The sequence below is a fragment of the Acidovorax sp. Leaf191 genome, assembly GCF_001424425.1.
Classification (GTDB): Bacteria; Pseudomonadota; Gammaproteobacteria; order Burkholderiales; family Burkholderiaceae_C; genus Acidovorax.
Genome location: NZ_LMPT01000019.1, coordinates 993,761 through 1,015,671 on the forward strand (window position 1 = coordinate 993,761; position 21,911 = coordinate 1,015,671).

General features: G+C 66.5%; 21 protein-coding genes and 8 tRNA genes. 19 read left to right on the plus strand and 10 right to left on the minus strand.

Going from position 1 to position 21,911, the window contains the following annotated elements:
• Positions 1–23: 23 nt before the first annotated feature.
• Positions 24–1,034 (minus strand): Bug family tripartite tricarboxylate transporter substrate binding protein, encoded by a 1,011-nt coding sequence (locus tag ASG27_RS18560; protein ID WP_056413570.1) that lies wholly within the window; start codon positions 1,032–1,034, stop codon positions 24–26.
• Positions 1,035–1,211: 177 nt separating this feature from the next.
• On the opposite strand from ASG27_RS18560, the gene ASG27_RS18565 reads away from it, so the two are divergent.
• Genes ASG27_RS18565 through plsY form a run of 3 tightly spaced genes read left to right on the plus strand, consistent with a single transcriptional unit; the run spans position 1,212 to position 3,446 of the window.
• Entirely contained in the window at positions 1,212–2,171 is a 960-nt protein-coding gene (locus tag ASG27_RS18565; RefSeq protein ID WP_056413567.1) for a LysR family transcriptional regulator, read from the plus strand.
• A gap of 58 nt (positions 2,172–2,229) precedes the next feature.
• The gene (locus ASG27_RS18570) at positions 2,230–2,721 is read left to right on the plus strand and encodes an aminoacyl-tRNA deacylase (protein WP_056413564.1); all 492 of its coding nucleotides are present in this window, start codon (positions 2,230–2,232) and stop codon (positions 2,719–2,721) included.
• Positions 2,722–2,777: 56 nt separating this feature from the next.
• The gene (plsY, locus tag ASG27_RS18575) at positions 2,778–3,446 is read left to right on the plus strand and encodes a glycerol-3-phosphate 1-O-acyltransferase PlsY (protein ID WP_056413562.1); all 669 of its coding nucleotides are present in this window, start codon (positions 2,778–2,780) and stop codon (positions 3,444–3,446) included.
• 88 nt (positions 3,447–3,534) lie between these two features.
• Here the strand turns inward: plsY and ASG27_RS18580 are convergent, their stop codons facing one another.
• The 3 genes from ASG27_RS18580 to ASG27_RS18590 all read right to left on the minus strand — a co-directional run bounded on the left by ASG27_RS18580 (position 3,535) and on the right by ASG27_RS18590 (position 5,902).
• Positions 3,535–4,554 carry an HD-GYP domain-containing protein gene (locus ASG27_RS18580; protein WP_056413559.1) on the minus strand — a complete coding sequence of 340 codons (1,020 nt, stop codon included), beginning with the start codon at positions 4,552–4,554 and terminating at the stop codon, positions 3,535–3,537.
• Between the two features lie 36 nt (positions 4,555–4,590).
• Entirely contained in the window at positions 4,591–5,244 is a 654-nt protein-coding gene (locus ASG27_RS18585) for a retropepsin-like aspartic protease family protein (protein WP_056413556.1), read from the minus strand.
• A 172-nt stretch (positions 5,245–5,416) separates the two neighbouring features.
• Complete coding sequence (locus tag ASG27_RS18590) at positions 5,417–5,902, minus strand: YajQ family cyclic di-GMP-binding protein (protein WP_056413553.1); 486 nt, start codon at positions 5,900–5,902, stop codon at positions 5,417–5,419.
• An 80-nt stretch (positions 5,903–5,982) separates the two neighbouring features.
• Here ASG27_RS18590 and murB point away from each other — a divergent pair, with 80 nt between their 5' ends.
• Positions 5,983–7,059, plus strand: coding sequence for a UDP-N-acetylmuramate dehydrogenase (murB, locus tag ASG27_RS18595; RefSeq protein ID WP_056413550.1), 1,077 nt, complete (start codon positions 5,983–5,985; stop codon positions 7,057–7,059).
• 257 nt (positions 7,060–7,316) lie between these two features.
• Here the strand turns inward: murB and argG are convergent, their stop codons facing one another.
• From argG to ASG27_RS18615, 4 genes are all read right to left on the minus strand, one after another.
• On the minus strand, positions 7,317–8,654 hold the full coding sequence (gene argG, locus ASG27_RS18600; protein WP_056413545.1) for an argininosuccinate synthase: 1,338 nt from the start codon (positions 8,652–8,654) through the stop codon (positions 7,317–7,319).
• Positions 8,655–8,696: 42 nt separating this feature from the next.
• A complete protein-coding gene (gene ppnP, locus ASG27_RS18605) occupies positions 8,697–9,014 on the minus strand; it encodes a pyrimidine/purine nucleoside phosphorylase (RefSeq protein ID WP_056413542.1) in 318 nt (105 codons plus the stop codon).
• A gap of 172 nt (positions 9,015–9,186) precedes the next feature.
• On the minus strand, positions 9,187–9,828 hold the full coding sequence (locus ASG27_RS18610; protein ID WP_056171798.1) for a glycine zipper 2TM domain-containing protein: 642 nt from the start codon (positions 9,826–9,828) through the stop codon (positions 9,187–9,189).
• 135 nt (positions 9,829–9,963) lie between these two features.
• Positions 9,964–10,350 (minus strand): arsenate reductase, encoded by a 387-nt coding sequence (locus ASG27_RS18615; RefSeq protein ID WP_056413855.1) that lies wholly within the window; start codon positions 10,348–10,350, stop codon positions 9,964–9,966.
• Positions 10,351–10,398: 48 nt separating this feature from the next.
• Between ASG27_RS18615 and folC the strand changes: the two genes are divergently transcribed.
• From folC to ASG27_RS18680, 13 genes are all read left to right on the plus strand, one after another.
• Positions 10,399–11,724, plus strand: a complete 1,326-nt coding sequence (folC, locus tag ASG27_RS18620) for a bifunctional tetrahydrofolate synthase/dihydrofolate synthase (RefSeq protein WP_056413538.1) — start codon at positions 10,399–10,401, stop codon at positions 11,722–11,724.
• Between the two features lie 34 nt (positions 11,725–11,758).
• The gene (locus tag ASG27_RS18625) at positions 11,759–12,649 is read left to right on the plus strand and encodes an SPOR domain-containing protein (protein WP_056413536.1); all 891 of its coding nucleotides are present in this window, start codon (positions 11,759–11,761) and stop codon (positions 12,647–12,649) included.
• A gap of 28 nt (positions 12,650–12,677) precedes the next feature.
• Positions 12,678–13,166: a CvpA family protein gene (locus ASG27_RS18630; RefSeq protein ID WP_056413852.1), complete on the plus strand. Its 489-nt coding sequence runs from the start codon at positions 12,678–12,680 to the stop codon at positions 13,164–13,166.
• An 84-nt stretch (positions 13,167–13,250) separates the two neighbouring features.
• Positions 13,251–14,756, plus strand: a complete 1,506-nt coding sequence (gene purF, locus ASG27_RS18635) for an amidophosphoribosyltransferase (RefSeq protein WP_056413532.1) — start codon at positions 13,251–13,253, stop codon at positions 14,754–14,756.
• Between the two features lie 306 nt (positions 14,757–15,062).
• On the plus strand, positions 15,063–16,493 hold the full coding sequence (gene gltX, locus ASG27_RS18640) for a glutamate--tRNA ligase (protein WP_056413527.1): 1,431 nt from the start codon (positions 15,063–15,065) through the stop codon (positions 16,491–16,493).
• A 65-nt stretch (positions 16,494–16,558) separates the two neighbouring features.
• Positions 16,559–16,634, plus strand: a tRNA-Ala gene (locus tag ASG27_RS18645).
• A 30-nt stretch (positions 16,635–16,664) separates the two neighbouring features.
• A tRNA-Glu gene (locus ASG27_RS18650) sits at positions 16,665–16,740 on the plus strand.
• A 152-nt stretch (positions 16,741–16,892) separates the two neighbouring features.
• A tRNA-Glu gene (locus tag ASG27_RS18655) sits at positions 16,893–16,968 on the plus strand.
• A gap of 52 nt (positions 16,969–17,020) precedes the next feature.
• A tRNA-Asp gene (locus ASG27_RS18660) sits at positions 17,021–17,097 on the plus strand.
• Positions 17,098–17,119: 22 nt separating this feature from the next.
• Positions 17,120–17,196: transfer RNA gene (locus tag ASG27_RS18665), tRNA-Asp, on the plus strand.
• 64 nt (positions 17,197–17,260) lie between these two features.
• Positions 17,261–17,336: transfer RNA gene (locus tag ASG27_RS18670), tRNA-Ala, on the plus strand.
• 30 nt (positions 17,337–17,366) lie between these two features.
• A tRNA-Glu gene (locus ASG27_RS18675) sits at positions 17,367–17,442 on the plus strand.
• Between the two features lie 95 nt (positions 17,443–17,537).
• Positions 17,538–17,614: transfer RNA gene (locus ASG27_RS18680), tRNA-Asp, on the plus strand.
• 326 nt (positions 17,615–17,940) lie between these two features.
• On the opposite strand, the gene ASG27_RS18685 is transcribed toward ASG27_RS18680, so the two are convergent.
• The gene (locus ASG27_RS18685; protein ID WP_056419248.1) at positions 17,941–18,837 is read right to left on the minus strand and encodes a LysR family transcriptional regulator; all 897 of its coding nucleotides are present in this window, start codon (positions 18,835–18,837) and stop codon (positions 17,941–17,943) included.
• A gap of 105 nt (positions 18,838–18,942) precedes the next feature.
• Here ASG27_RS18685 and ASG27_RS18690 point away from each other — a divergent pair, with 105 nt between their 5' ends.
• Both ASG27_RS18690 and ASG27_RS18695 read left to right on the plus strand, forming a co-directional pair.
• On the plus strand, positions 18,943–19,581 hold the full coding sequence (locus tag ASG27_RS18690; RefSeq protein ID WP_235508471.1) for a GNAT family N-acetyltransferase: 639 nt from the start codon (positions 18,943–18,945) through the stop codon (positions 19,579–19,581).
• Positions 19,581–20,840, plus strand: a complete 1,260-nt coding sequence (locus ASG27_RS18695; RefSeq protein WP_235504077.1) for an MFS transporter — start codon at positions 19,581–19,583, stop codon at positions 20,838–20,840. The genes ASG27_RS18690 and ASG27_RS18695 overlap by 1 nt, the downstream gene beginning before the upstream one ends.
• A 220-nt stretch (positions 20,841–21,060) precedes the next feature.
• On the opposite strand, the gene ASG27_RS18700 is transcribed toward ASG27_RS18695, so the two are convergent.
• A complete protein-coding gene (locus ASG27_RS18700; protein WP_056171789.1) occupies positions 21,061–21,819 on the minus strand; it encodes a 3-hydroxyacyl-CoA dehydrogenase in 759 nt (252 codons plus the stop codon).
• Between the last annotated feature and the right edge of the window lie 92 nt (positions 21,820–21,911).

Consider the following 21,911-nt stretch of genomic DNA (forward strand, 5'->3'; position numbering starts at 1 on the left):
GGAGGTTGTCGTCTCTGCATTCATCAGTCCACCACGATCTTGGCGCGGTGGGCCAGCGCGCGGTAGCGGCCGATCTCGTTGTCCATGGCGGTGTGCATGGCTTTGGGGCCGATGAACACCGGCTCCATGCCCTGGGCGCGGATTTGCTCCTGCAACTGCGGGTCGCGCAGGGCGGCTTCCACTTCCTTGAGCAGCTTGTCCACGATGGGCGCCGGCGTGCGCGCGGGCGCTGCCACGGCGTACCAGCCATCAAAGGCCGCGTCGGGCAGCTTGAGCTCCTGCACGGTGGGCACCGTGGGCAGGGCGCGGGCGCGTTCGTTGCCGGCAATCGCCAGGGCGCGCAGCTTGCCGGACCGCACGTGCGGCGCGGCACTGGCCACGGTGTCGACGGCCATCTGAATCTCGCCGCCGATCAGGCCCATCATGGCCTGGGCGCTGCCGCGGTAGGGCACGTCCTGCAGGCGCACATCGGCCGCCTGCTCGATCAGCGCGCCCACCAGGTGCGGTGCGGAGCCCGAGCCGAAGGTGGCGTAGTTGATGGTCTTGGGCGCGGCCTTGGCCGCTGCCAGCAGCCCCGCCAGGTCCTTGTACGGCGAGGTGGCACTGACCACCACCACCAGCGGTGCGCGCGCAATGATGGCCACCGGGGCCAGGTCCTTGAGCGGGTCGTACGGCAGCTTGGGGCGCAGCGCGGCGTTGACGGTGTAGCTGGTGGAGCCCGACACCAGCAGGGTGTAGCCATCGGGCTCGGCTTTGACCACGCTGTCGGTGCCGATGATGGTGGAGGCGCCGGGCTTGTTGTCGACGACGACCGGCTGGCCCAGGCGGGTGGCCAGCTTCTGGCCCAGCGCGCGGGCCACGGCATCGGTGCCGCCGCCGGGCGGAAACGGCACCACCAGGCGCACGGACCGCTGGGGCCACGCATCCGGCTGCGCAGCCGTCTGGGCGAAGGAGGGGCTGCCGACGCCGGCAAGGATTGCCAAGGTGGCCAGTGCGGCGGACAACAACGAGGGGCGAACGAGGCGTTTTTTCATGCGGACTCCGGTGGTGAGGCCTGGGCGCAGGTTGCAGCTGCCACAAGGCGGCGCGGCATGTGCGCACGGGCATGGGTGAATTGGAGCCCTAAGCCATGCAAGATGGAAGCCGGTTTACCATTGCTTTGAATAGAGATTTGGCAACTGACCATTGCCTTTTTGTGACTGGACGCCGCCATGCCGATTTCATTGCTCAGCCTGCCCGTGCGCTACTTTCTGGAGGTGGCGCGCACGGGCTCCGTCAACCAGGCGGCGCAGCGCCTGCACGTGGCGGCCTCGGCCGTGAGCCGCCAGCTGGGCAAGCTGGAGGACAGCCTGGGCGTGGTGCTTTTCGAGCGCCAGGCACGCGGCATGGCGCTGACCGAGGCGGGCACCCACCTCTTGGCCCACGCCAATGCGCACGACGCGCAAGCGACCGAACTCGTGGATCAACTGCAGGGCTTGTCGGCCCAGGGCGCCGTGCGCGTGCGCGTGGCCTGTACCGAGGGATTTGCCGCCACCTTCATGCCGCTGGTGATGTCCAGCTTTCGGCAGGCCCACCCGCAGGTGCAGCTGCAATTGCAGGTGGCCGTGCCGCAGGAGGTGTCGGCCCTGGTGCTGCGCGGGGAGGTCGACCTGGCGCTCAAATACAGCGTGGCGCCCGAGAAGGGGCTGCAGGTGCTGCACTCGGCCATCGCACCCATCTACGCGATCATGCCGGCCCAGCACCCGCTGGCGCGCCAGCGCAGCGTGTCGGTGGCCGACGTGGTGCGCTACCCGCTGCTGATGGGCGCCAGCAGCACCACCGGACGGCAGCTGTTCGACCTGAGCTGCGCGGTGCAGGGGCTGCGCTATGTGCCGGCGGTGGAGAGCAACTTCTCGTCCGCGCTGCTGCCGCTGCTCAGCGGCCAGGACGTAGCGCTGGCCAGCTACCTGACCGCGGCGCGCTGGGTGGAGGCCGGCTTGCTGGCGGCCCGGCCTTTCGACGAGGCGCAGTTGCAGCAGCGGCGCCTGCAGGTGCTGGCGGGCGACGGGCGGGTGCCGTCGGCGCTGGTGCAGCAGTTCACCGACGCGCTGGTGGCGGCCATCGAGCAGTACGGCAAACGCAAGGTCGGCCGGCGCAAGGCACGGGGCGCCGCGCAGGCCGCGTGGCCGTGACGCAGCGGGCGGGCGCCTCTGCAAGTGGCTACCATTCGCTTCCTACCCAGACCGCACCATGGCCAAGAAAGAACACGTCTCCGAAACCCAAGCCACCCAGTTGCTCAAGGCGAACAAGGTGGCCTTCACCGAGCATCCGTACGAGTACCTGGAGCACGGCGGCGCGCTGCACAGTGCCGAGGTGCTGGGGCTCGATCCTTTCACCGTCGTCAAGACGCTGGTGATGCAGGACCAGGACGCCAAGCCGCTCCTGGTGCTGATGCACGGCAACCGCAAGGTCTCCACCAAGAACCTGGCGCGCCAGATCGGCGCCAAATCGGTGGAGCCGTGCGCGCCCGAGGTGGCCAACCGGCACAGTGGCTACCTGGTGGGCGGCACGTCGCCGTTCGGCACGCGGCGCGCCATGCCGGTGTACATCGAAGAGACCATTCTGGAACTGCCCCGCATCGCCATCAACGGCGGGCGGCGGGGCTTTCTGGTGCAGCTGGACCCGCAGGTGTGCGTGCAGTTGCTGGGTGCCAAGCCCGTGCACTGCGCGCTGGCAGAATAGGCCGCCCCGACCACAGCCCGCCAGAAGGCTGATCCACCGACCAACGAGGAATTGCTTTGACCGCCGTCTACCCCCTGCTTGCCACCGTGGCCGCCTACCTGCTGGGCTCGCTGTCGTTCGCCGTCATCGTGACGCGCGTCATGGGCCTGAGCGACCCGCGCACCTACGGCAGCAAGAACCCTGGCGCTACCAACGTGCTGCGCTCGGGCTCCAAGGCCGCGGCCATCATCACGCTGCTGCTCGACGCGCTGAAGGGCTGGCTGCCCGTGGCGCTGGTGATGTGGTTCGGCCACCCCTATGGCCTGGAAGACGGCACCGTGGCCATGGTGGGCCTGGCAGCGTTCCTGGGGCATCTGTGGCCCGTGTTCTTCCGCTTCGAGGGCGGCAAGGGCGTGGCCACCGCACTGGGCGTGCTGATGGGCATCAGCCCGTGGCTGGGCCTGGCCACGGCGCTCACCTGGGTCATCATCGCGTTCTTCTTTCGGTACTCGTCGCTGGCCTCGCTGGTGGCTGCGGCGTTTGCGCCGGTGTACTACCTGCTGGTGGACGGCGTGGTCTGGTATGCCGAAGGCACGATCGCGGTGTCCATCGTGGTGATGGCGCTGCTGCTGGCCTGGCGGCACAAGGAAAACATCCAGCGGCTGATTGCGGGCAAGGAATCCCGCCTGGGCAGCAAGAAGACCGCGCAGGCTGCAGAGGCTGCGGGCAACAAGGCCGCCAAGTAGGTCTGATGGTGGCGGCGCCGATGGGCGTTGCCGGGCCACGTTTACGCAGGGGGTCGGCACTTGTCGGCACTGCCGTGCCGAACGTGTTCTAGAGCGCGCTCGGCCCCGTGGTGAAGCTGCGCAGCCCCGCGCTGTGCTGCGCGGCATACAGGCCCAGGCGCATCATGGTGCGGTGGTTGAGCTCCAGGCTCACGGCAGAGCGGGCCAGGGCCGACTGGATGCGGGGCTTGCCGCTGGCGGTCTGGTACAGGCTCGGCTGGGCGTGGTGATGGCCGCTGCGGTCCAGCAGGCTCGCGACCAGCGGGTGGTTGGCCTTCTCGCTGCGGCGCAGCACGATGGCGGTTTCACCGTTGTCCAGTTTCACGAAGGTGCCGGGCGGGCACAGGCCGATGGAGCGCACCAGCGTGTAGCTCACCTCGTCGCGCTGGTCGATCTCCTGCCCCACGATGGCCCGCACCGAGTCGGTCGCGCTGCGGCCGGCGCGGGACTTGCGCGGGCTGATCATGGCCGCGTAGCGGTCGATGGTGCCCAGGATGCGGGTCAGGCGGTCTTCGGGGTCCTGCTGCGCCAGCGGTACCCGGTCGGCAATGCTCGCGTGGTGCTGCCCCACCACATCCAGCCACAGGGTGTCGTTGATGAACAGGCGCTCCAGCACCAGCATGCTTTCTTCCGGGTGGCTCTTGATGGCTTCCTGCTGCGCGCTGGTGGGGCGTTCGCGCTGCTCGGCCAGCTCGTCCTGCAGGGCGGTCATGCCGATGTTCATCGTCAGGGCTGCGCGCACCAGGCTGTCGCGCTCGCGCTGGGGCAGTTGCAGCTCCTGCGCCATGATGTGGCACAGCGTGCCGCACACCAGCGCGTGCGATGCGCTGTAACCCACGGTGGACGTGGACGCCAGCTGGAACATCAGGTACAGCGCGGCATCGATGTCATGCGCCACCAGGTCCTGCAGCCAGCCGTCGAACTGGCGCACCTTGGCGGGAAAGTCCTGCACCTGCAGGGGGCGCGAGAGCAACACCGACAGGGCCGCTTCCAGGTCCGACCAGAGGCTCAGCAGGTCCTCGTATTCGCCTTCGGCGTGGTGGTTTCCGTGGGAGTAGTGGGCGGACATGGCCGGGTGTCGGGGGAGGGGCGTGCTGGCTGCGCGTCAGTTGCGCTTTTCCAGCACCATCTCGTTGTTGTTGCGGGTCATGTGGAATTCGTTCAGCAAGTTGTTACCCAACAGTATGTAGGGCATGGGTTGCGACATGACCACGGCTTCGATCCCGAACACTTCGACGTCGCCGATGCGCACCGAGTCGAGCTTCATCCGCCAGCCTTGCGACACGCCATTGGCGGTGTTCATGCGCACGGGTTGTCCACTTTGGTACTTCAAGCCGAGGCGGTCCGCGTCGTTGCGTCCGATAGCCACGGAAGTGGCACCGGTGTCCACCATGTACTGCATCACTCGGCCATTGATCATGCCGCTGTTCACGAAGTGCCCGCTGCTGTCCGCCATCAGCACCACGCGCCGGCCGCTGCCACCTTTCCTGCCCACGCTCACCGGCGCCTCGCCCAGGCGCAGCACGCGCTGTGCGCCCTTGACCTCGACCGTGGCTTCCTCCTTGCCCACGGAGAGTACCTTGACCCCCTGGAACTCATCCCCCGCGCCCAATGCCCGCGGCGGATGCGCATCCACCACCAGCAGCGCCTTGCTGCCCAGCATGCCCGCAATGCCCACCGATTGGGCGTGCGCCCAGGCAGGTGCCAGGCACAAGGCGGCGATGACGGGAGCGAGTGGCAGGAGGAGTCTGGTTTTCATGGATGTGCTGCCAATGTGCGTCGTACAACGCGCGCCCGTGGATACCGGCGCTGCCAAAGCCAGCAGACGCCGCGCAAGGGCCGCCCCGCCGCGCTGGCGTCGTCCCCCTTCCCGCGCAAAGCGCGAGAGAAGGGGGAAGGCGCGCAGCGCCTCAGGGAGTTGCCACACAGGCCTAGTCCCTGAAGTTGTCGAACGACAGCGGCACGTCCGTCACATCCTTGCGGATCAGAGCCATGGCGGCCTGCAGGTCGTCGCGCTTGGCGCCGGTCACGCGCACCTTGTCTTCCTGGATGGCGCCCTGGACCTTGAGCTTGCTCTCCTTGAGCAGCTTCTGGATCTTCTTGGCCAACTCGCTCTCGATGCCGTTCTTCACCTTGATGACCTGCTTGACCTTGTCGCCGCCGATCTTCTGCACGTCGCCCATGTCCAGAAAGCGCACATCCACATTGCGCTTGGTGAGCTTGTTGCGCAGCACGTCTTCGATCTGGGTGAGCTGGAAGTCGGCATCGCCGATCAGGGTGATGTCCTTGTCCTTGATTTCAATGCTGGCCGATGTGCCCTTGAAGTCGAAACGGGTGGCGATTTCCTTGGCGGTGTTCTCGACCGCGTTCTTCACTTCGACCAGGTTGGCTTCGCAGACGGTGTCAAAAGATGGCATGGTGACTACTCTCAATCAATCTCGGGGAAACGGGGGGTGTGGGCAAGGGGCACGCAAGGCCCGATGCGACAATCGGGCCAATGGTAGTCGAGAAAAACGCCCCTTTGCAGCCCTGCAACACCTTTGGCATCGCTGCGCGCGCCCAGACGCTGGTGCGTGTGCACTCCGCGCAAGACGTGCTGGCCGTGCTGGCCGATCCTGCGCTCGCGCCAGCCCCCAAGTTCGTGCTGGGCGGCGGCAGCAACATCATCCTCACGGGCGACGTGAAGCCCGTGGTGCTCAAGATGGAGATCAAGGGCCTGCGCCTGGTGGAAGAAACGTCCAAGGCCTGGATCGTGGAGGCCGGCGCCGGCGAGGCCTGGCACGACTGCGTGGCTTGGACGCTGGCGAACGGCTTTCCGGGGCTGGAGAACCTGGCGCTCATCCCGGGCACGGTGGGGGCATCGCCTGTGCAGAACATCGGCGCCTACGGCGTGGAGCTGCAGGACCGCTTCGAGTCGCTGGACGCCATCGACCTGGCGACAGGCCGCACCTTCACGCTCGATGCGGCGCAGTGCGGCTTCGGCTACCGGGACTCGGTGTTCAAGCACGCCGCGCCCTCGGACGCCGTGGGCGCGGACGGCCTGCCGCGCGGCATGGGCCTGGAAGGGCGGGCCGTCATCACCCATGTGCGGTTTCATCTGCCCAAGCCCTGGAAGCCGGTGCTGGGCTACGTGGACCTGGAGCGGCGCATGGCCGACGAGGGCGTGCAGCAGCCCACCGCCCAGCAGATCTTCGACTGGATCTGCGAGATCCGCCGCGCCAAGCTGCCCGACCCCGCGGTGGTGGGCAACGCCGGCAGCTTCTTCAAGAACCCCACCGTCTCGCCCGACCAGTGCGCCGACATCATCGCCCGCGAGCCGCGCATCGTGCACTACCCCATGCCGGACGGCAGCATCAAGCTGGCCGCCGGCTGGCTCATCGACGCCTGCGGCTGGAAGGGCAAGTCCATCGGCAAGGCGGGCGTGTACGAAAAGCAGGCGCTGGTCCTGGTGAATCGGGGGCGGGGCGCCGACAGCGTGACCGGCGGCGAGGTGATGACCCTGGCCAAGGCGATCCAGACCAGCGTCTACGAGCGCTTCGGCATCCGGCTGGAGCCTGAGCCGGTGGTGGTGTAGCGCGTTCGGCCTGGCGGTGCCCCAGCCGGGTGGGGGTGCACGGAGCCCCTCACCATGAAAAAAGCCACCGGATCTGTTGATCGGTGGCTTTGCTACTTATTTGATAGCTGCTAGCGCTTGTCTATCAAGCGGTAGGGGCTATTTTTGTGCCTAGGGAACACTGGTGCAGCCTGGGGAGCCGTGCTCCGTGGCACCATGGCAGGTGGGTGGGGCGGGGGCGGCCGGGATTGCTCTCCGGTGCCGCACCCACCTGGGCCTCACTTGCGGTCGTTATCGAGCTGCGCCAGGGCCGCGTTGCCGCCCAGCGACAGCAGGCCTGACTTGGCGTACACGCCCAGCTTGTTGCGCGTGTCCGAGATGTCCAGGTTGCGCATGGTCAGCTGGCCGATGCGGTCCAGCGGGCTGAAAGGCGCGTCTTCCACCTTCTCCATCGACAGGCGCTCGGGCGCGTAGGTCAGATTGGGCGATTCGGTGTTCAGCAGCGAGTAGTCATTGCCGCGGCGCAGTTCCAGCGTGACCGTGCCGGTGACGGCGCGGGCCACCCAGCGCTGGGCGGTTTCGCGCAGCATGATGGCCTGGGGGTCGAACCAGCGGCCCTGGTACAGCAGGCGGCCGAGTTTCAGGCCGTTCATGCGGTACTGCTCGATGGTGTCTTCGTTGTGGATGCCGGTCACCAGGCGTTCGTAGGCGATGTGCAGCAGCGCCAGGCCCGGGGCTTCGTAGATGCCGCGGCTCTTGGCTTCGATGATGCGGTTCTCGATCTGGTCGCTCATGCCCAGGCCGTGGCGGCCGCCGATGCGGTTGGCTTCCAGGATCAGCTCGACCGGGTCGTTGAATTCCTTGCCGTTCAGGGCGACGGGCTGGCCTTCGTGGAAGGTCACCGAGACTTCCTCGGCCTTGACCGCCACATCGTCCTTCCAGAACGCGACGCCCATGATGGGGTTCACGATGCGGATGCCGCTGCTGAGGAACTCCAGGTCCTTGGCCTCGTGCGTGGCGCCCAGCATGTTGCTGTCGGTGCTGTAGGCCTTCTCGGCGCTCATCTTGTAGCCGAAGCCGGCTTGCGTCATGAATGCCGACATCTCGGCACGGCCGCCCAGTTCGTCGATGAACAGCTGGTCCAGCCAGGGCTTGTAGATCTTGAGCGACGGGTTGGTCAGCAGGCCGTAGCGGTAAAAGCGCTCGATGTCGTTGCCCTTGAAGGTCGAGCCGTCGCCCCAGATGTTGACGTCGTCTTCCTTCATGGCCGCCACGAGCATGGTGCCGGTCACGGCGCGGCCCAGGGGCGTGGTGTTGAAGTAGGTCAGGCCGCCGGTGGAGATGTGGAAGGCGCCGGCCTGCAGGGCGGCGATGCCTTCGTGGGCCAGCTGCACGCGGCAGTCGATCAGGCGGGCCTTCTCGGCGCCGTATTCCATCGCCTTGCGCGGGATGGCGTCGTAGTCGGGCTCGTCGGGCTGGCCCAGATTGGCGGTGTAGGCATAGGGAACGGCGCCCTTGAGCTTCATCCAGTGCAAGGCTGCGCTGGTGTCGAGGCCGCCGGAGAAGGCGATGCCGACCTTCTGGCCGGTGGGCAGGTTTTGGAGAATGGTGGCCATTGCGGTGTCCGTTGTCGTCGTCGTCGAAGGGGAGGGGCCGGATCAGCCGAAATGGCAGATGTAGTGGTACGCCTCGGTCACGCGGATGTCGAACTTGGAGTTGCCCGGCACGCTGAACTTCTCGCCCGCCGCGGACTTCACCCAGCTGTCGGTGCCGTCGAGCTTGTACTCGCACGAGCCCGCCACGCATTCCATGATTTCCGGCGCGCCGGTGTTGAACGTGAGCGTTGCGGGCAGCACCACGCCCACCGACTTCTTCGTGCCATCAGGGAAGGTGATGCCGTGGCTCACGCACTTGCCGTCAAAGTACACGTTGGCCTGGGTGGTGACGGACACGCCGTCGATTTTTTCGGTGGTCATGGATGCGCTGGTTTGGGTTGGAGGAAACCGGCGATTTTAGGGCAGGGGGCGTGGCCTGCCCGACAGCGCGCTCGCAGTGTTTGTGCGGTGCGGCGCTGCGGGTTTGCAAAGGCCATGAAAAAAGAGCCCTCAAAGGGCTCTTTTGGGCTACGAAGCGGGCCCTGCGAGGGGCTTAGCGCCAGTAGGGATTGCGGTGGTGGTAGGGGCGGTCGTACCCGTACTCGATCACTGTCACGGGCGGCGTCACGTACGTGGGCTGCTGGTACACAGGCTGCACCGGGTAGGTCGACGTGACCACGCCAGGCTGGCTGTACACGCCCTGGGACGCATACGGGTCGGGCTGCGTGGAATAGGTCTGGCCGGGTTGCACGCTCACCGGAATCCAGCGGCCTGGGTCATGCTGGGTGCGGGTGGTGTACTGGCGGCCGGCATATTCATAGACCACGTCGTAGCCCACGGTGCGGTTTTGGTAGTACGTCTCGGTGGTGCAGCGCTGCACGTTCTGGTACTGCGGCTGGCCGCCCTCGATCTGGTTGCCGATCACGGCGCCACCGATCAGGCCAATGGCTGTGGCGGCGGCCCGGCCGCTGCCCTTGCCGATGGCATTGCCGGCTGCGCCGCCGGCAATCGCGCCCACCACGGCGCCAGCGCCGGTCGTGCGGTTGCCGTTGTAGACGGTTTCATTGCCGCAGACCTGCTGGGGCGTGGCGATTTGCTGCACGACAGGCGTGGCCGACAGCACGCGGCCCTGTTCCTGAGCGCTGGCCACCGTGGCAACGGCTGCGATGGCGGAAAAAATGACGATCTTTTTCATGGAGAAACTCCTTTCGGGTCGGTACATAACGCACCAGACTGTGGAAAAGTTTAGGCCTGCGAGGTCAATTCCGGTCCGTGAAGCCGTAAATCTGCGTAAAGATTTGTGCGATATCTCCGGTCTTCACGCATTGATTCAGGCTTTTTCGTCCTCTCCGCGCCAAGCCAGCCATTGATTAGGCACAAAACCCACTGAAACATGGGTCTTGCCGCCTTGGCGCCACTCCACCACCGGGCGCTTTATGACACTGGGCTGGGCCTGGAGGAGGGTGCTGGCACTGCTTTCGTCCTTCACGGCCGACTGGGTGTCAGAGTCGAGCTTGCGCCAGGTGGTTCCCTGGCGGTTGACGAGCTTTTCCCAGCCTACGGCGTTCATCCAGCCGGGCAACCGGTCGGCGGGCACGCCCTGTTTCTTGAAGTCGTGGAACACGTGCTCCAGCCCCTGTTCCGTGAACCAGGCGCGGGATTTCTTGACCGTGTCGCAGTTGGGAATGCCGTAGAGAGTGATGTGTGAGGTTGTCATGGCGCACATCATCCGGCAATTGCGCGGTGGGCGACAATCCCGCCCTGTATGCACACCACCCATCACACCCTGGAAGACTGGCTGCGCCACTGCGAGCAGCTGCACCCCCGCAACATCGACATGGGCCTCGACCGTGTGCGCGAGGTGGCCCAGCGCATGGCGCTGCGCTTCGACTGCCCCGTGATCACCGTGGCAGGCACCAACGGCAAAGGCTCCACCTGCGCCATGCTGGAGGCCGTGGCCCTGCAGTCGGGCTACCGCACGGGGGTGTACACCTCGCCCCACCTGGTGCACTTTGAAGAACGCTGCCGCATCCATGGCGAGATCGTGGGTGCTTCTGATTTGATAGCGCACTTCGCTGCCGTGGAAAGCGCCAGGGTGCAAAACGGCGATGAAATTTCGCTCACGTATTTTGAATTCACCACGTTGGCCATCCTGCGCCTGATGAGCCAGTCGCGCCTGGACCTGGCCATCCTGGAGGTGGGCCTGGGCGGGCGGCTCGACGCCACCAACGTGATCGATGCCGACTGCGCCATCATCACCAGCATCGACATCGACCACACCGAGTTCCTGGGCCCTGACCGGGAGAGCATCGGCCGCGAAAAGGCCGGCATCATGCGCACCGGCCGACCCGTGGTGGTCAGCGACCCGATGGCTCCGCAGAGCGTGGTCGACCACGCCCTGGAGATCGGGGCGGACCTGTGGCGCTTTGGCAAGGACTTCAACTTTTCGGGCGACAAGCAGCAGTGGAGCTGGGCCGGGCGGGGCCGCCGCTACGCTGGCATGGCCTACCCGTCGCTGCGCGGCGCCAACCAGCTGATCAACGCGTCGGGCGTGCTGGCGGCGTTCGAAGCTCTGCGCGAACGCATTCCCGTCACCGCCCAGGCGGTGCGCAACGGCCTGGCCATGGTCGAGCTGCCCGGCCGCTTCCAGATCGTGCCGGGCCAGCCGACGCTGGTGCTGGACGTGGCGCACAACCCGCATTCGGTGGCGGCGCTCACGGCCAATCTGGATGCGATGGGGTTCTTTCCGACCACCCACGCCGTCTTTGGCGCCATGGCCGACAAGGACCTCGCGCCCATGCTGGCCAAGGTGGGGCCGCTGATCGACCGCTGGTACTTCACCAACCTGCCCACGCCCCGGGCCGAGACGGCAGCCGTGCTGCAGCAGAAATGGAACGCCGTGCACATGGTGGCGGGCGGGCGCCGCGATGTGGAGTCGAGCTTGCACCCGGACCCCGTGGCAGCCCTGCAGGCGGCGGTCGAGGCGGCAGACCCCGCTGATAGAATCGTGGTCTTTGGCTCGTTTTTCACGGTGGGCGGTGTGTTGGTCAACGGCACACCCCGCCTGCACGCCAAACATCTGGGCCAATAGGGACGCATCCGAGGTCTGAACGAGTCGTTACTCCATGGCATTTTTCAAGTTTCGCTGGCCCGGTCAGAGTGAGCAGGCGCCGGCCGAAAAGCCCGCCAAGCGTCCGCGTGCCCCGCAGGCGGACAGCATCGAAGTGATGCGGCGGCGTGCCCGCCACCGGCTCATCGGTGCGGCTGTGCTGGTGCTGGTGGGCGTCATCGGCTTTCCCATGCTGTTCGACACGCAGCCCCGGCCGATCCCGGTCGACATTCCCATCGAGATCCCCGACCGCAACAAGGTCGCACCGCTGGTGGTGCCTGGCCCGGTGGCGCAGGCGCCCGCAGCTGCCGCGCCCCGGCCCGCAACGCCTCCGGCTGCAGAGACTGCCGCGCCTGCCCAGCGCCCGGCACCCGCGCCGGCACCGGCACCGGCACCGGCACCGGCACCGACGCCTTCCCGCAGCGCCTCGCCCGGCAATGGACTGACGGATGGCGAAGAACTGGTGCAAGGCTCGTCGCGCCCCGCAGCATCCAGGCCTGCAGTGGCTGCAGCCACGCCCGCCAAGCCTGAAGCGAAGCCGGAGCCCAAGCCCGAACCCAAACCTGCGCCAGAGCACAAGCCGGTCACCCGGCCCGACGATGCGGCGCGCGCGCGTGCACTGCTCGAAGGCCGCCAGGCCGAGCCCGCAGCGCCAGCCACTGCGGCCAAGACCGACGAAAGCCGGTTCATCGTGCAGGTGGGTGCCTTCGCCGACGCCGAAAAGGCCCGCGAGGCACGCACCAAGGTCGAGCGATCCGGCATGAAAACCTATACCCAGGTAGTGGACACCAAGGATGGCAAGCGCACGCGGGTTCGCGTCGGGCCCTTCGCCGACCGTGCCGAGGCCGACAAGGCCGCCGCCCGCATCAAGGCGCTGGACCTGTCGGCTTCCGTGCTGACGCTCTAGGCCCCGCAGCAGCTGACCGAACGTGTCCGTGGCGGCCCTGGACTGGATTTTTGTGGCGGTGCTGCTGGCGTCGATGCTGATCGGCGCGTGGCGCGGCCTGGTGTTCGAGGTGCTGTCGCTGCTCGGGTGGGTGGTGTCATTTTTTGTGGCGCAATGGTTCGCCGAAGACATGGCGGCCCTGCTGCCGATGGGCGAGTCGGCCGGGTCGCTGCGCTACGCCGCCGGATTTGCAGTGGTGTTTGTGGCGTCGGTGTTTGCGTGTGGCCTTCTGACCTGGCTGGCCAAGAAACTGGTCGAGGCCATCGGGCTGCGCCCTGCAGACCGCACGCTGGGTGCGGTGTTCGGGGTGCTCCGGGGCCTGGTGCTGCTGCTGGCCGTGGCCGTGGTGGCGGGCCTCACGCCCTTGCATGAGGCGCCCTGGTGGCAGGAGTCGTGGGGTGCGCCGGTATTGGCCGAGTTGCTCAAGGGGTTGAAACCGGCGTTACCGGAAGAATTTGGAAGGCATCTGCCTTCCTGAGATGGATATCGACGTGGCGGCGGCCAGAAGCTGCCGTTGTGTCATTACCGCGGGGCTGTTCCCGCAAACGGATGGAAAAAACTTATGTGTGGAATCGTCGGCGTCGTCAGCACAACGCCCGTCAACCAGCTGATCTATGACGCACTGCTGCTCCTGCAGCACCGCGGCCAGGACGCAGCAGGCATCGTGACCCAGCAGGGCCGCAAGTTCTTCATGCACAAGGCCAAGGGCATGGTCCGCGACGTGTTCCGCACGCGCAACATGCGGGCCCTGCCCGGCAACGTGGGCCTGGGCCAGGTGCGCTACCCCACCGCCGGCAATGCCTACAGCGAGGAAGAGGCCCAGCCCTTCTACGTGAATGCGCCTTTCGGCCTGGTGCTGGTGCACAACGGCAACCTGACCAACGCCCAGACCCTGCGCACGGAGCTGTTCCAGACCGACCACCGCCACACCAACACCGAGAGCGACTCGGAAGTGCTGCTCAACGTGTTCGCGCACGAGCTCGAGCGTGCCACGGCCGGCGTGCCGCTGCGCCCCGAAGATGTCTTCACCGCCGTGCGCGCCGTGCACAAGCGCATCAAGGGCTCGTATGCCGTGATCGCCATGATCGCCGGCCACGGCCTGCTGGCCTTCCGCGACCCGCACGGCATCCGCCCGCTGGCGATCGGCCGCAGTGCGGACGGCAACGTCATGGTGGGCAGCGAATCGGTGGCCCTGGAAGGCACCTCGCACGTGTTCGAACGCAACGTCGAGCCCGGCGAAGCCGTGTTCATCACGCTCGATGGCACCGTGCATTCGGCCCAGTGCGCCGAGAACCCGCAGCTCAACCCCTGCATCTTCGAGTTCGTCTACCTGGCGCGCCCCGATTCGGTCCTGGACGGCATCTCGGTGTACCAGGCCCGCCTGAACCTGGGCGAGGCCCTGGCCAAGCGCGTGGTCTCCACCGTGCCGCCCAGCGAGATCGACGTGATCATCCCCATCCCCGAGTCGAGCCGCCCCAGCGCCACGCAGCTGGCGCACCTGCTGGGCGTGCCGTACCGCGAAGGCTTCGTGAAGAACCGCTACGTGGGCCGCACCTTCATCATGCCCGGCCAGGGCGTGCGCAAGAAATCCGTGCGCCAGAAGCTCAACGTGATCGCCAGCGAGTTCAAGGGCCGCAACGTGCTGCTGGTGGACGACTCCATCGTGCGCGGCACCACCAGCCGCGAGATCGTGCAGATGGCGCGCGATGCCGGTGCGCGCAATGTCTACCTGGCCAGCGCCGCGCCACCGGTGCGCTACCCCAATGTGTACGGCATCGACATGCCCACCAGCAGCGAACTGGTGGCGCATGGCCGCACCGTCGAGGAGATCCGCCAGGTCATCGGCTGCGACGCGCTGATCTACCAGGACGTGGACGGCATGAAGAAGGCCGTGGGCTCGCTCAACAAGGCGATCGTCGGCTTCGACGCATCGTGCTTTGACGGCACCTACGTCACGGGCGACATCACCGCCGAAGACATCGTGCGCCTGAACGAAGGCCGCGTGGGTGTGGAAGAGAACGAGGAAGACACCTCCCGCCTGGCCCTGCCCAACGCCCAGGACGCGTGACGCGGCTTTACCTTCAACCGGCTAACGTCGTTGGGGAGCCTTGCCGTGCTACAGCACTGTCTGCGGCTCCCCGCCTAGTTATCCGGCTGAATCCAAATCCGCAGGATAGTTTTTGGTGCGGCGCTTTGTGCACCGCGCGCTTTGCTCACTGAATATCCGCCCATGGGCGCGCCGACCAGTCGGGGCGCCCGTGCCGTTTCAGGCCTGCGGACATCCGCCCGCGGCACGGCATTTATCATTTGGCATTGACCGCCGCCTGTGCACCCCCGGCATTGGCCAGGGCAGGGCGGCCCATTCAGCAAGACTATGACCGACCAGAACAACACCTCCACCCCCGCCACCGGCCGCGTGCGCACCCGGTTCGCACCGTCGCCCACCGGCTTCATCCACCTGGGCAACATCCGCTCGGCGCTGTACCCCTGGGCCTTTGCGCGCGCCATGGGCGGCGACTTCATCCTGCGCATCGAAGACACCGATGTCGAGCGCTCGAGCCAGGTGGCGGTGGACGTAATCCTGGAGAGCATGGAGTGGCTGAACATGCAGCCCGACGAGGGCCCGTTCTACCAGATGCAGCGCATGGACCGCTACCGCGCCGTGCTCGAAGACCTCAAGGCCACGGGCCTGGTGTACCCCTGCTACATGAGCATTGCCGAGCTCGATGCCCTGCGCGAGAAGCAGATGGCCGCCAAGGAAAAGCCGCGCTACGACGGCACCTGGCGCCCCGAGCCCGGCAAGACCCTGCCCGCCATCCCCGAAGGCGTGCTGCCCGTGCTGCGCTTCAAGAACCCGCAGGGCGGCGTGGTCGCCTGGGACGACAAGGTCAAGGGCCGCATCGAGATCAGCAACGACGAACTCGATGACCTGGTGATCGCGCGCCCCGATGGCACGCCCACCTATAACTTCTGCGTGGTGGTGGACGACATCGACATGGACATCACCCACGTGATCCGCGGCGACGACCATGTGAACAACACGCCGCGCCAGATCAACATCTTCCGTGCGCTGGGCAAGGAACCACCGGTGTACGCCCACCTGCCCACCGTGCTCAATGAGCAGGGCGAGAAGATGAGCAAGCGCAACGGCGCCAAACCCGTCACGCAGTACCGTGACGAAGGCTATCTGCCCGATGCCATGGTCAACTATCTGGCGCGCCTGGGCTGGAGCCACGGTGACGACGAGATTTTCAGCCGCGAGCAGTTTCTGGCCTGGTTCAACCTGGACCACCTGGGCCGCAGCGCCGCGCAGTTCGACGAAGCCAAGCTGCGCTGGGTGAATGCGCAGCACATCAAGGCCCTGGCCGACGATGCACTGGCCGCCCTGGTGGCGCCGCAGCTGCAGCAGCGGGGCATCTCTGCGCAGGCGCTGGCCGACGGCCGGCTGGTGCGCATCTGCGCACTGTTCAAGGACCGCTGCGACACCACCGTGGCCCTCGCCAACTGGGCGCAGGTGTTCTACGGCGACGTGACCCCGGTGGACGCCGAGCGCGCCCAGCATGTCACCGAAGCTATCGCCCCCGCACTGGATGCACTGGCAGATGCCCTGTCTGCCTGCGAATGGGACAAGGCCTCCATCAGCGCTGCGTTCAAGCAGGTGCTGGCGAGCCAGGGCCTGAAGATGCCGCAACTGGCCATGCCCGCGCGCGTGCTGACGGTAGGGACGGCCCACACGCCATCGGTCGATGCGGTGCTGGAATTGGTCGGACGTGAAAAAGTTGTAGCGCGTTTGCGAAACCGCTAAAAATCTGTCTATAATTCAAGGCTCAGATGATGACAACAAACACAGTGTGTTGAGAGTCATTCAGTGGGGGTATAGCTCAGCTGGGAGAGCGCTTGCATGGCATGCAAGAGGTCATCGGTTCGATCCCGTTTACCTCCACCACAATTTGAGTTCGGTTAGTTCCAAGGTTTTGACCCTATCGTCTAGAGGCCTAGGACATCACCCTTTCACGGTGAGTACCGGGGTTCGAATCCCCGTAGGGTCGCCAAGTTGTAGCGCTTGGCTTGTGTTGATGAAATGCAAGCGAAATCTGCCTGCCAGGAGTGGTAGTTCAGTTGGTTAGAATACCGNTGCCGGCGGCGAGATCGCGCACCATGTTTACCTCCACCACAGTTTGTTGTCGGTTAGTTCCAAGGTTTTGACCCTATCGTCTAGAGGCCTAGGACATCACCCTTTCACGGTGAGTACCGGGGTTCGAATCCCCGTAGGGTCGCCAAGTTGTAGCGCTTGGCTTGTGTTGATGAAATGCAAGCGAAAGCTGCCTGCCAGGAGTGGTAGTTCAGTTGGTTAGAATACCGGCCTGTCACGCCGGGGGTCGCGGGTTCGAGTCCCGTCCACTCCGCCAGNCAAGCGAAAGCTGCCTGCCAGGAGTGGTAGTTCAGTTGGTTAGAATACCGGCCTGTCACGCCGGGGGTCGCGGGTTCGAGTCCCGTCCACTCCGCCAGTCAAAAGCCCTTGCAGGTCTTTGATATGCAAGGGTTTTTCTTTGGATTCGTCCAGAGATCCGTGGGGGTATAGCTCAGCTGGGAGAGCGCTTGCATGGCATGCAAGAGGTCATCGGTTCGATCCCGTTTACCTCCACCACAGTTTGTTGTCGGTTAGTTCCAAGGTTTTGACCCTATCGTCTAGAGGCCTAGGACATCACCCTTTCACGGTGAGTACCGGGGTTCGAATCCCCGTAGGGTCGCCAAGNCCCGGTCGACGCATCGCTCAAGATCCCCGTAGGGTCGCCAAGTTGTAGCGCTTGGCTTGTGTTGATGAAATGCAAGCGAAAGCTGCCTGCCAGGAGTGGTAGTTCAGTTGGTTAGAATACCGGCCTGTCACGCCGGGGGTCGCGGGTTCGAGTCCCGTCCACTCCGCCAGATTTTCGCCACGCAGCAGATTTTGTTGTGGGGTGATCAAAAATAAACGGACTGCAGTTTTCATGACTGCAGTCCGTTTTTCTTTGCCTGCCTGTTTTTCTACCGCATGCGCAGTGGTAAAACCTCGGCACCGATAAATGGCAGACCGAAAAGGCGGACCGCGTGACATGCCGGTGGCGATTCTCTGCCGCTGGGTAATCCGTTGTTGGATGTGGCCGCGTTCGGCCTTGGGTTTTCCGGTGCGGGTCCAGGGGTGTGTGCTTGCCGTGGCGCTTCTGCATGCGCTCCAAGCCAATGGCACGCGACCCACACCTGCCATCACCTCCTCATTCCACCGCACGCAGCGCTGCCACTGTCTCGCGCAACCCCCAGTGCAGCTTTTTGTCCCGGCGCATCACCACGGCCAGGGTGCGGCGCAGGGGTGGCGACAAGGGCCGCACTTCCAGCGTGCCGCCATGTCCACCATGTCCACGGTGCGCGCCTTGCACCGCCATGCCCGGCAGCGCGGCGCAGCCCAGCCCTGCAGCGACCAGCTCCTTGATCGCCTCCACGCTGCCCAGCGACATGGCAGGCTGCAGCGCCACGCCGGCCCGCGCAAACCAGGCGTCCGCGAGGCGCCGGGTCTGGCCGCCGGGCTCATAGAGCAGTACCGGGTGGCGCGCCAGTTCCCTCGCGGTGACGCGTGCGGGCAGCCCTGTGCCCTGGGGCGCAATGGCGACGAAGGGGTCCTTGAGCACGGGTATCACCTCCAGCATCCGCCCGCTGGCGGGCAGCGTGACCAGGCCCAGGTCCAGCAGGTTGCCTTCCACCGCCTGCACGATGTCTGCGGTGTTGCCCGTGCTCACCGTGATGTCGAGGCCCGGAAACCGCTTCCGCAGTGACCGCAGCACCGGGGGCAGCAGAAAGATGCAGGCCGTGGCGCCCGTGCCCAGGCGCACGCGGCCGGTGCTGCCGTCGGCATGGCGCGACACGGCGTCGATCGCCTCGCTCACGGCGGCATCGATGCGCCCCACATGCGTCAGCAACTCGGCGCCCGCTGCCGTGGGCCGCAGCACCCGGCCGACCCGTTCGATCAGCACGGTGCCCAGGCGCTTTTCCAACTGGCGCACCTGCAGGCTGACGGCCGGTTGGGTCAGGTCCAGGCGCTGCGCCGCGGCAGAAAAGCTGCCCAGTTCGATGGCGGTGGCAAAGCCGTGCAATTGGTCGAGGTTGATGCGTTCCATACCAAAGAATTTCTCATACTTTGCATAAATTGAGAAAGCTTCTTTTATGGCAAGGATCTGGCCACACTGACAGCCATGCACACCTTGACGCCCACCCCATCTTCCTTGTCTTCTCTCTCCGCAGGCACCCCGGCCGGGCATTCAGCGCCCGGCGCTGCGGGCGGAGCGCCCTCCAAGGCATGCGCCGTGCGCCCCGCACACGACGGCGACCTGCCGGCCATCCAGGCGCTGTACGCACACCATGTGCTGCATGGGCTGGCCTCGTTCGAAGAGGTGCCCCCCGGTGTCGACGACCTGCGCGCGCGCCACGCGGCGGTGCTGGCTGCAGGGCTGCCCTATCTCGTGGCAGAGCTGGAGGGCCAGGTGGTCGGGTTTGCCTACGCCACGCCGTACCGCGCCCGTTCGGCGTACCGGCACACGGTGGAAGATTCCGTGTATGTCGCGCCGGGCCTTGCGGGGCGTGGCATCGGCGCGGCGCTGCTGGGCGCGGTCATCCGGCAGTGCGAGCCCGGGCCGTGGCGCCAGATGCTCGCCGTGGTCGGGCAGGGCGACGAAAACGCTGGCTCCCTGGCGCTGCATGCGCGCATGGGTTTTGAACGCATCGGTGCGCTGCGTTCGGTGGGCTTCAAGAAAGGCCGGTGGCTGGACACCGTGCTGATGCAGCGCCCGCTGGGCGTCGGCGATGGCGCGCTGCCGGCCCGCGCACCGGGTGGTGCAGCACCCGGAACGCGCGGGGTGGCGTAGTGCCAGGCCTTGCCGGCGGCGCGGCCACCGCGGCGCGCGCTCCGCACCTGAGCGGTCGCGTGGTCTTGTGCCTGGGAGTTTCGCAGTTCATCTGCTGGGGCATTTCGTACTACCTGATCGGCGCACTGGGCGAGGCCATGGTGCAGGACCTGGGCTGGGCGCGCACCACCGTGCATGGCGGCTTCGCCGTGGCATTGCTGGTGATGGGGTGCGTCTCTGCCGCCGCCGGGCGCTGGGTGGACCGGTGGGGTGGGCGCCGGGTGATGGTGTGGGGATCGCTGGGGCTGGCCGCTGGCTGCCTGGGCCTTGCCGCCGCCCATGGGGTGGTGCTGTATTACGCCGCGTGGGCGGTGATGGGACTGGCGATGCGCCTGACGCTGTACGACGCAGCCTTTGCGGCGCTGGCCCATTGGGCGGGGCCGCACGCGCGCCGTCCCATGGCGCAGATCACGCTGCTGGGCGGCCTGGCGGCGACGGCTTTCTGGCCGCTGGGGCATGCCATGGCGGACGGGGCCGGCTGGCGCGTGGCCTTGCTTGTGTATGCAGGGCTGGCACTGCTGACGGTGCCGCTGCACCTGGCGCTGCCGGGCCCGGCGGCCGCATTCAGCGACGGCGACCCAGCTGCCGCAGCGGCCTTGCCCGCGCACCCCGAACCCTTGGCCCGAGAAGGGGCCGAGCGCGCGCTCGCGGCCGTGCTCTTTGCCGCGATGACGACGCTCGTGAATTTTCTGAATGCAGGCATGTCGGCGCACCTGGTGGGGCTGCTGGCAGGCCTGGGCCTGGCGCTGCCATTGGCGGTGGGCGTCGCATCGCTGCGCGGCGTGGGCCAGTCGGCGGCACGGGTGGCCGAGGTGCTGTTCGGCGCCAGGCTGCATCCGCTCGCACTGGGGGCATCGGCCTGCGCGCTGCTGCCGCTGGCCTTCCTGGCAGGCGCAGCGTCGGGGCAGGTGTTGGCTGCGGCCTGGGTGTTCGTGCTGCTGTACGGCGCGTGCAATGGCCTGCTCACCATTGCGCGCGGCACGCTGCCGCTGGTGCTTTTCGACCACCGCACCTACGGCGCGTTCGTCGGGCGTCTGGTCGCACCCGGCTTTGTGCTGTCGGCCTGTGCGCCGGTGGTCTATGCGGCGGTCATGGATGGGTATGGTGCGGCGGCAGCGCTATGGATGTCGGTTGCGGTGGCGGCACTGGTGTGTGCGGCATCGATGGCGCTGCTGCTGCGCTTTGGGGCTCGGGCAAGAAGCGCGGTAGCCGACTCTTGACACTGGCGCGACCAAAGCCAGTGCTCCCGCGCGAGGGCCGCCAAGCCGCGCAGGCGGCGCTTTGCTTACGTGCTCTGGGAGCGCCCCCTCTCCACTCGCGCAGCGAGACGAGAGGGGGCCGAGGGCCGCGGCTCCAAGCCTGCTGCGCAGCGTTGGATGTGCCCGAAGAGCCAGCGCTTCTGGCGGGGGCACCGAGGCGCGAAGCGACTCACGGGGTGAATTACTTCGGCGCCAGGCGGATCGCGCCGTCCAGGCGGATCACCTCGCCGTTGAGCATGTCGTTCTCAAAAATGTGCTGCACGAGCTTGGCGTAGTCCTGCGGTGTGCCCAGTCGGCTGGGGAATGGCACGCCAGCGGCCAGTGCGTCCTGCACCTCTTGCGGCATGCCGAACAGCATGGGCGTGCCGAAGATGCCGGGGGCGATGGTCATGTTGCGGATGCCGTTGCGGGCCAGGTCGCGGGCGATGGGCAGGGTCATGCCCACCACGCCGCCCTTGGAGGCTGCATACGCCGCCTGGCCGATCTGGCCGTCGTAGGCGGCCACGCTGGCGGTGGAGATCAGGGCGCCGCGCTCGCCGGTGGCCTCGGGCTCGTTCTTGCTCATGGCTTCGGCGGCCAGGCGGATCATGTTGAAGCTGCCGATCAGGTTGACCGTGACGGTCTTGCTGAACACGGCCAGCGCGTGCGCGCCGTTCTTGCCCACGGTCTTCTCGGCCGGTGCGATGCCGGCGCAGTTGACCAGGCCCATCAGCTTGCCCAGGGACACGGCCTTGGCCACCACGGCCTGGCCGTCGGCCTCGTTGCTCACGTCGCACTTCACGAAGGCGCCACCGATGTCGCGGGCCACGGCTTCGCCCTTGTCGGCCTGCATGTCGGCGATGACCACCGTGCCGCCCTGCGCGGCCAGCATGCGCGCCGTGCCTTCGCCCAGGCCCGATGCGCCGCCGGTGACGATGAATACCTTGCCCTTGATGTCCATGAGGTGTCTCCTGTAAGTGACGTTAACGTAAACGTCAATTATGGCCGATGTGCCGCTGTGCCTTGCAGCTTTGCAGGCGCAAAAAAAGCAGC

Excerpts from the sequence above, each read along its gene's own strand:
- ASG27_RS18560 (WP_056413570.1), bottom strand. The coding sequence starts at position 1,034 with ATGAAAAAACGCCTCGTTCGCCCCTCGTTGTTGTCCGCCGCACTGGCC.
- ASG27_RS18565 (WP_056413567.1), top strand. The coding sequence starts at position 1,212 with ATGCCGATTTCATTGCTCAGCCTGCCCGTGCGCTACTTTCTGGAGGTG.
- ASG27_RS18570 (WP_056413564.1), top strand. The coding sequence starts at position 2,230 with ATGGCCAAGAAAGAACACGTCTCCGAAACCCAAGCCACCCAGTTGCTC.
- ASG27_RS18580 (WP_056413559.1), bottom strand. The coding sequence starts at position 4,554 with ATGTCCGCCCACTACTCCCACGGAAACCACCACGCCGAAGGCGAATAC.
- ASG27_RS18585 (WP_056413556.1), bottom strand. The coding sequence starts at position 5,244 with ATGAAAACCAGACTCCTCCTGCCACTCGCTCCCGTCATCGCCGCCTTG.
- ASG27_RS18590 (WP_056413553.1), bottom strand. The coding sequence starts at position 5,902 with ATGCCATCTTTTGACACCGTCTGCGAAGCCAACCTGGTCGAAGTGAAG.
- murB (WP_056413550.1), top strand. The coding sequence starts at position 5,983 with ATGGTAGTCGAGAAAAACGCCCCTTTGCAGCCCTGCAACACCTTTGGC.
- argG (WP_056413545.1), bottom strand. The coding sequence starts at position 8,654 with ATGGCCACCATTCTCCAAAACCTGCCCACCGGCCAGAAGGTCGGCATC.
- ppnP (WP_056413542.1), bottom strand. The coding sequence starts at position 9,014 with ATGACCACCGAAAAAATCGACGGCGTGTCCGTCACCACCCAGGCCAAC.
- ASG27_RS18610 (WP_056171798.1), bottom strand. The coding sequence starts at position 9,828 with ATGAAAAAGATCGTCATTTTTTCCGCCATCGCAGCCGTTGCCACGGTG.
- ASG27_RS18615 (WP_056413855.1), bottom strand. The coding sequence starts at position 10,350 with ATGACAACCTCACACATCACTCTCTACGGCATTCCCAACTGCGACACG.
- folC (WP_056413538.1), top strand. The coding sequence starts at position 10,399 with ATGCACACCACCCATCACACCCTGGAAGACTGGCTGCGCCACTGCGAG.
- ASG27_RS18625 (WP_056413536.1), top strand. The coding sequence starts at position 11,759 with ATGGCATTTTTCAAGTTTCGCTGGCCCGGTCAGAGTGAGCAGGCGCCG.
- purF (WP_056413532.1), top strand. The coding sequence starts at position 13,251 with ATGTGTGGAATCGTCGGCGTCGTCAGCACAACGCCCGTCAACCAGCTG.
- gltX (WP_056413527.1), top strand. The coding sequence starts at position 15,063 with ATGACCGACCAGAACAACACCTCCACCCCCGCCACCGGCCGCGTGCGC.
- ASG27_RS18685 (WP_056419248.1), bottom strand. The coding sequence starts at position 18,837 with ATGGAACGCATCAACCTCGACCAATTGCACGGCTTTGCCACCGCCATC.
- ASG27_RS18700 (WP_056171789.1), bottom strand. The coding sequence starts at position 21,819 with ATGGACATCAAGGGCAAGGTATTCATCGTCACCGGCGGCGCATCGGGC.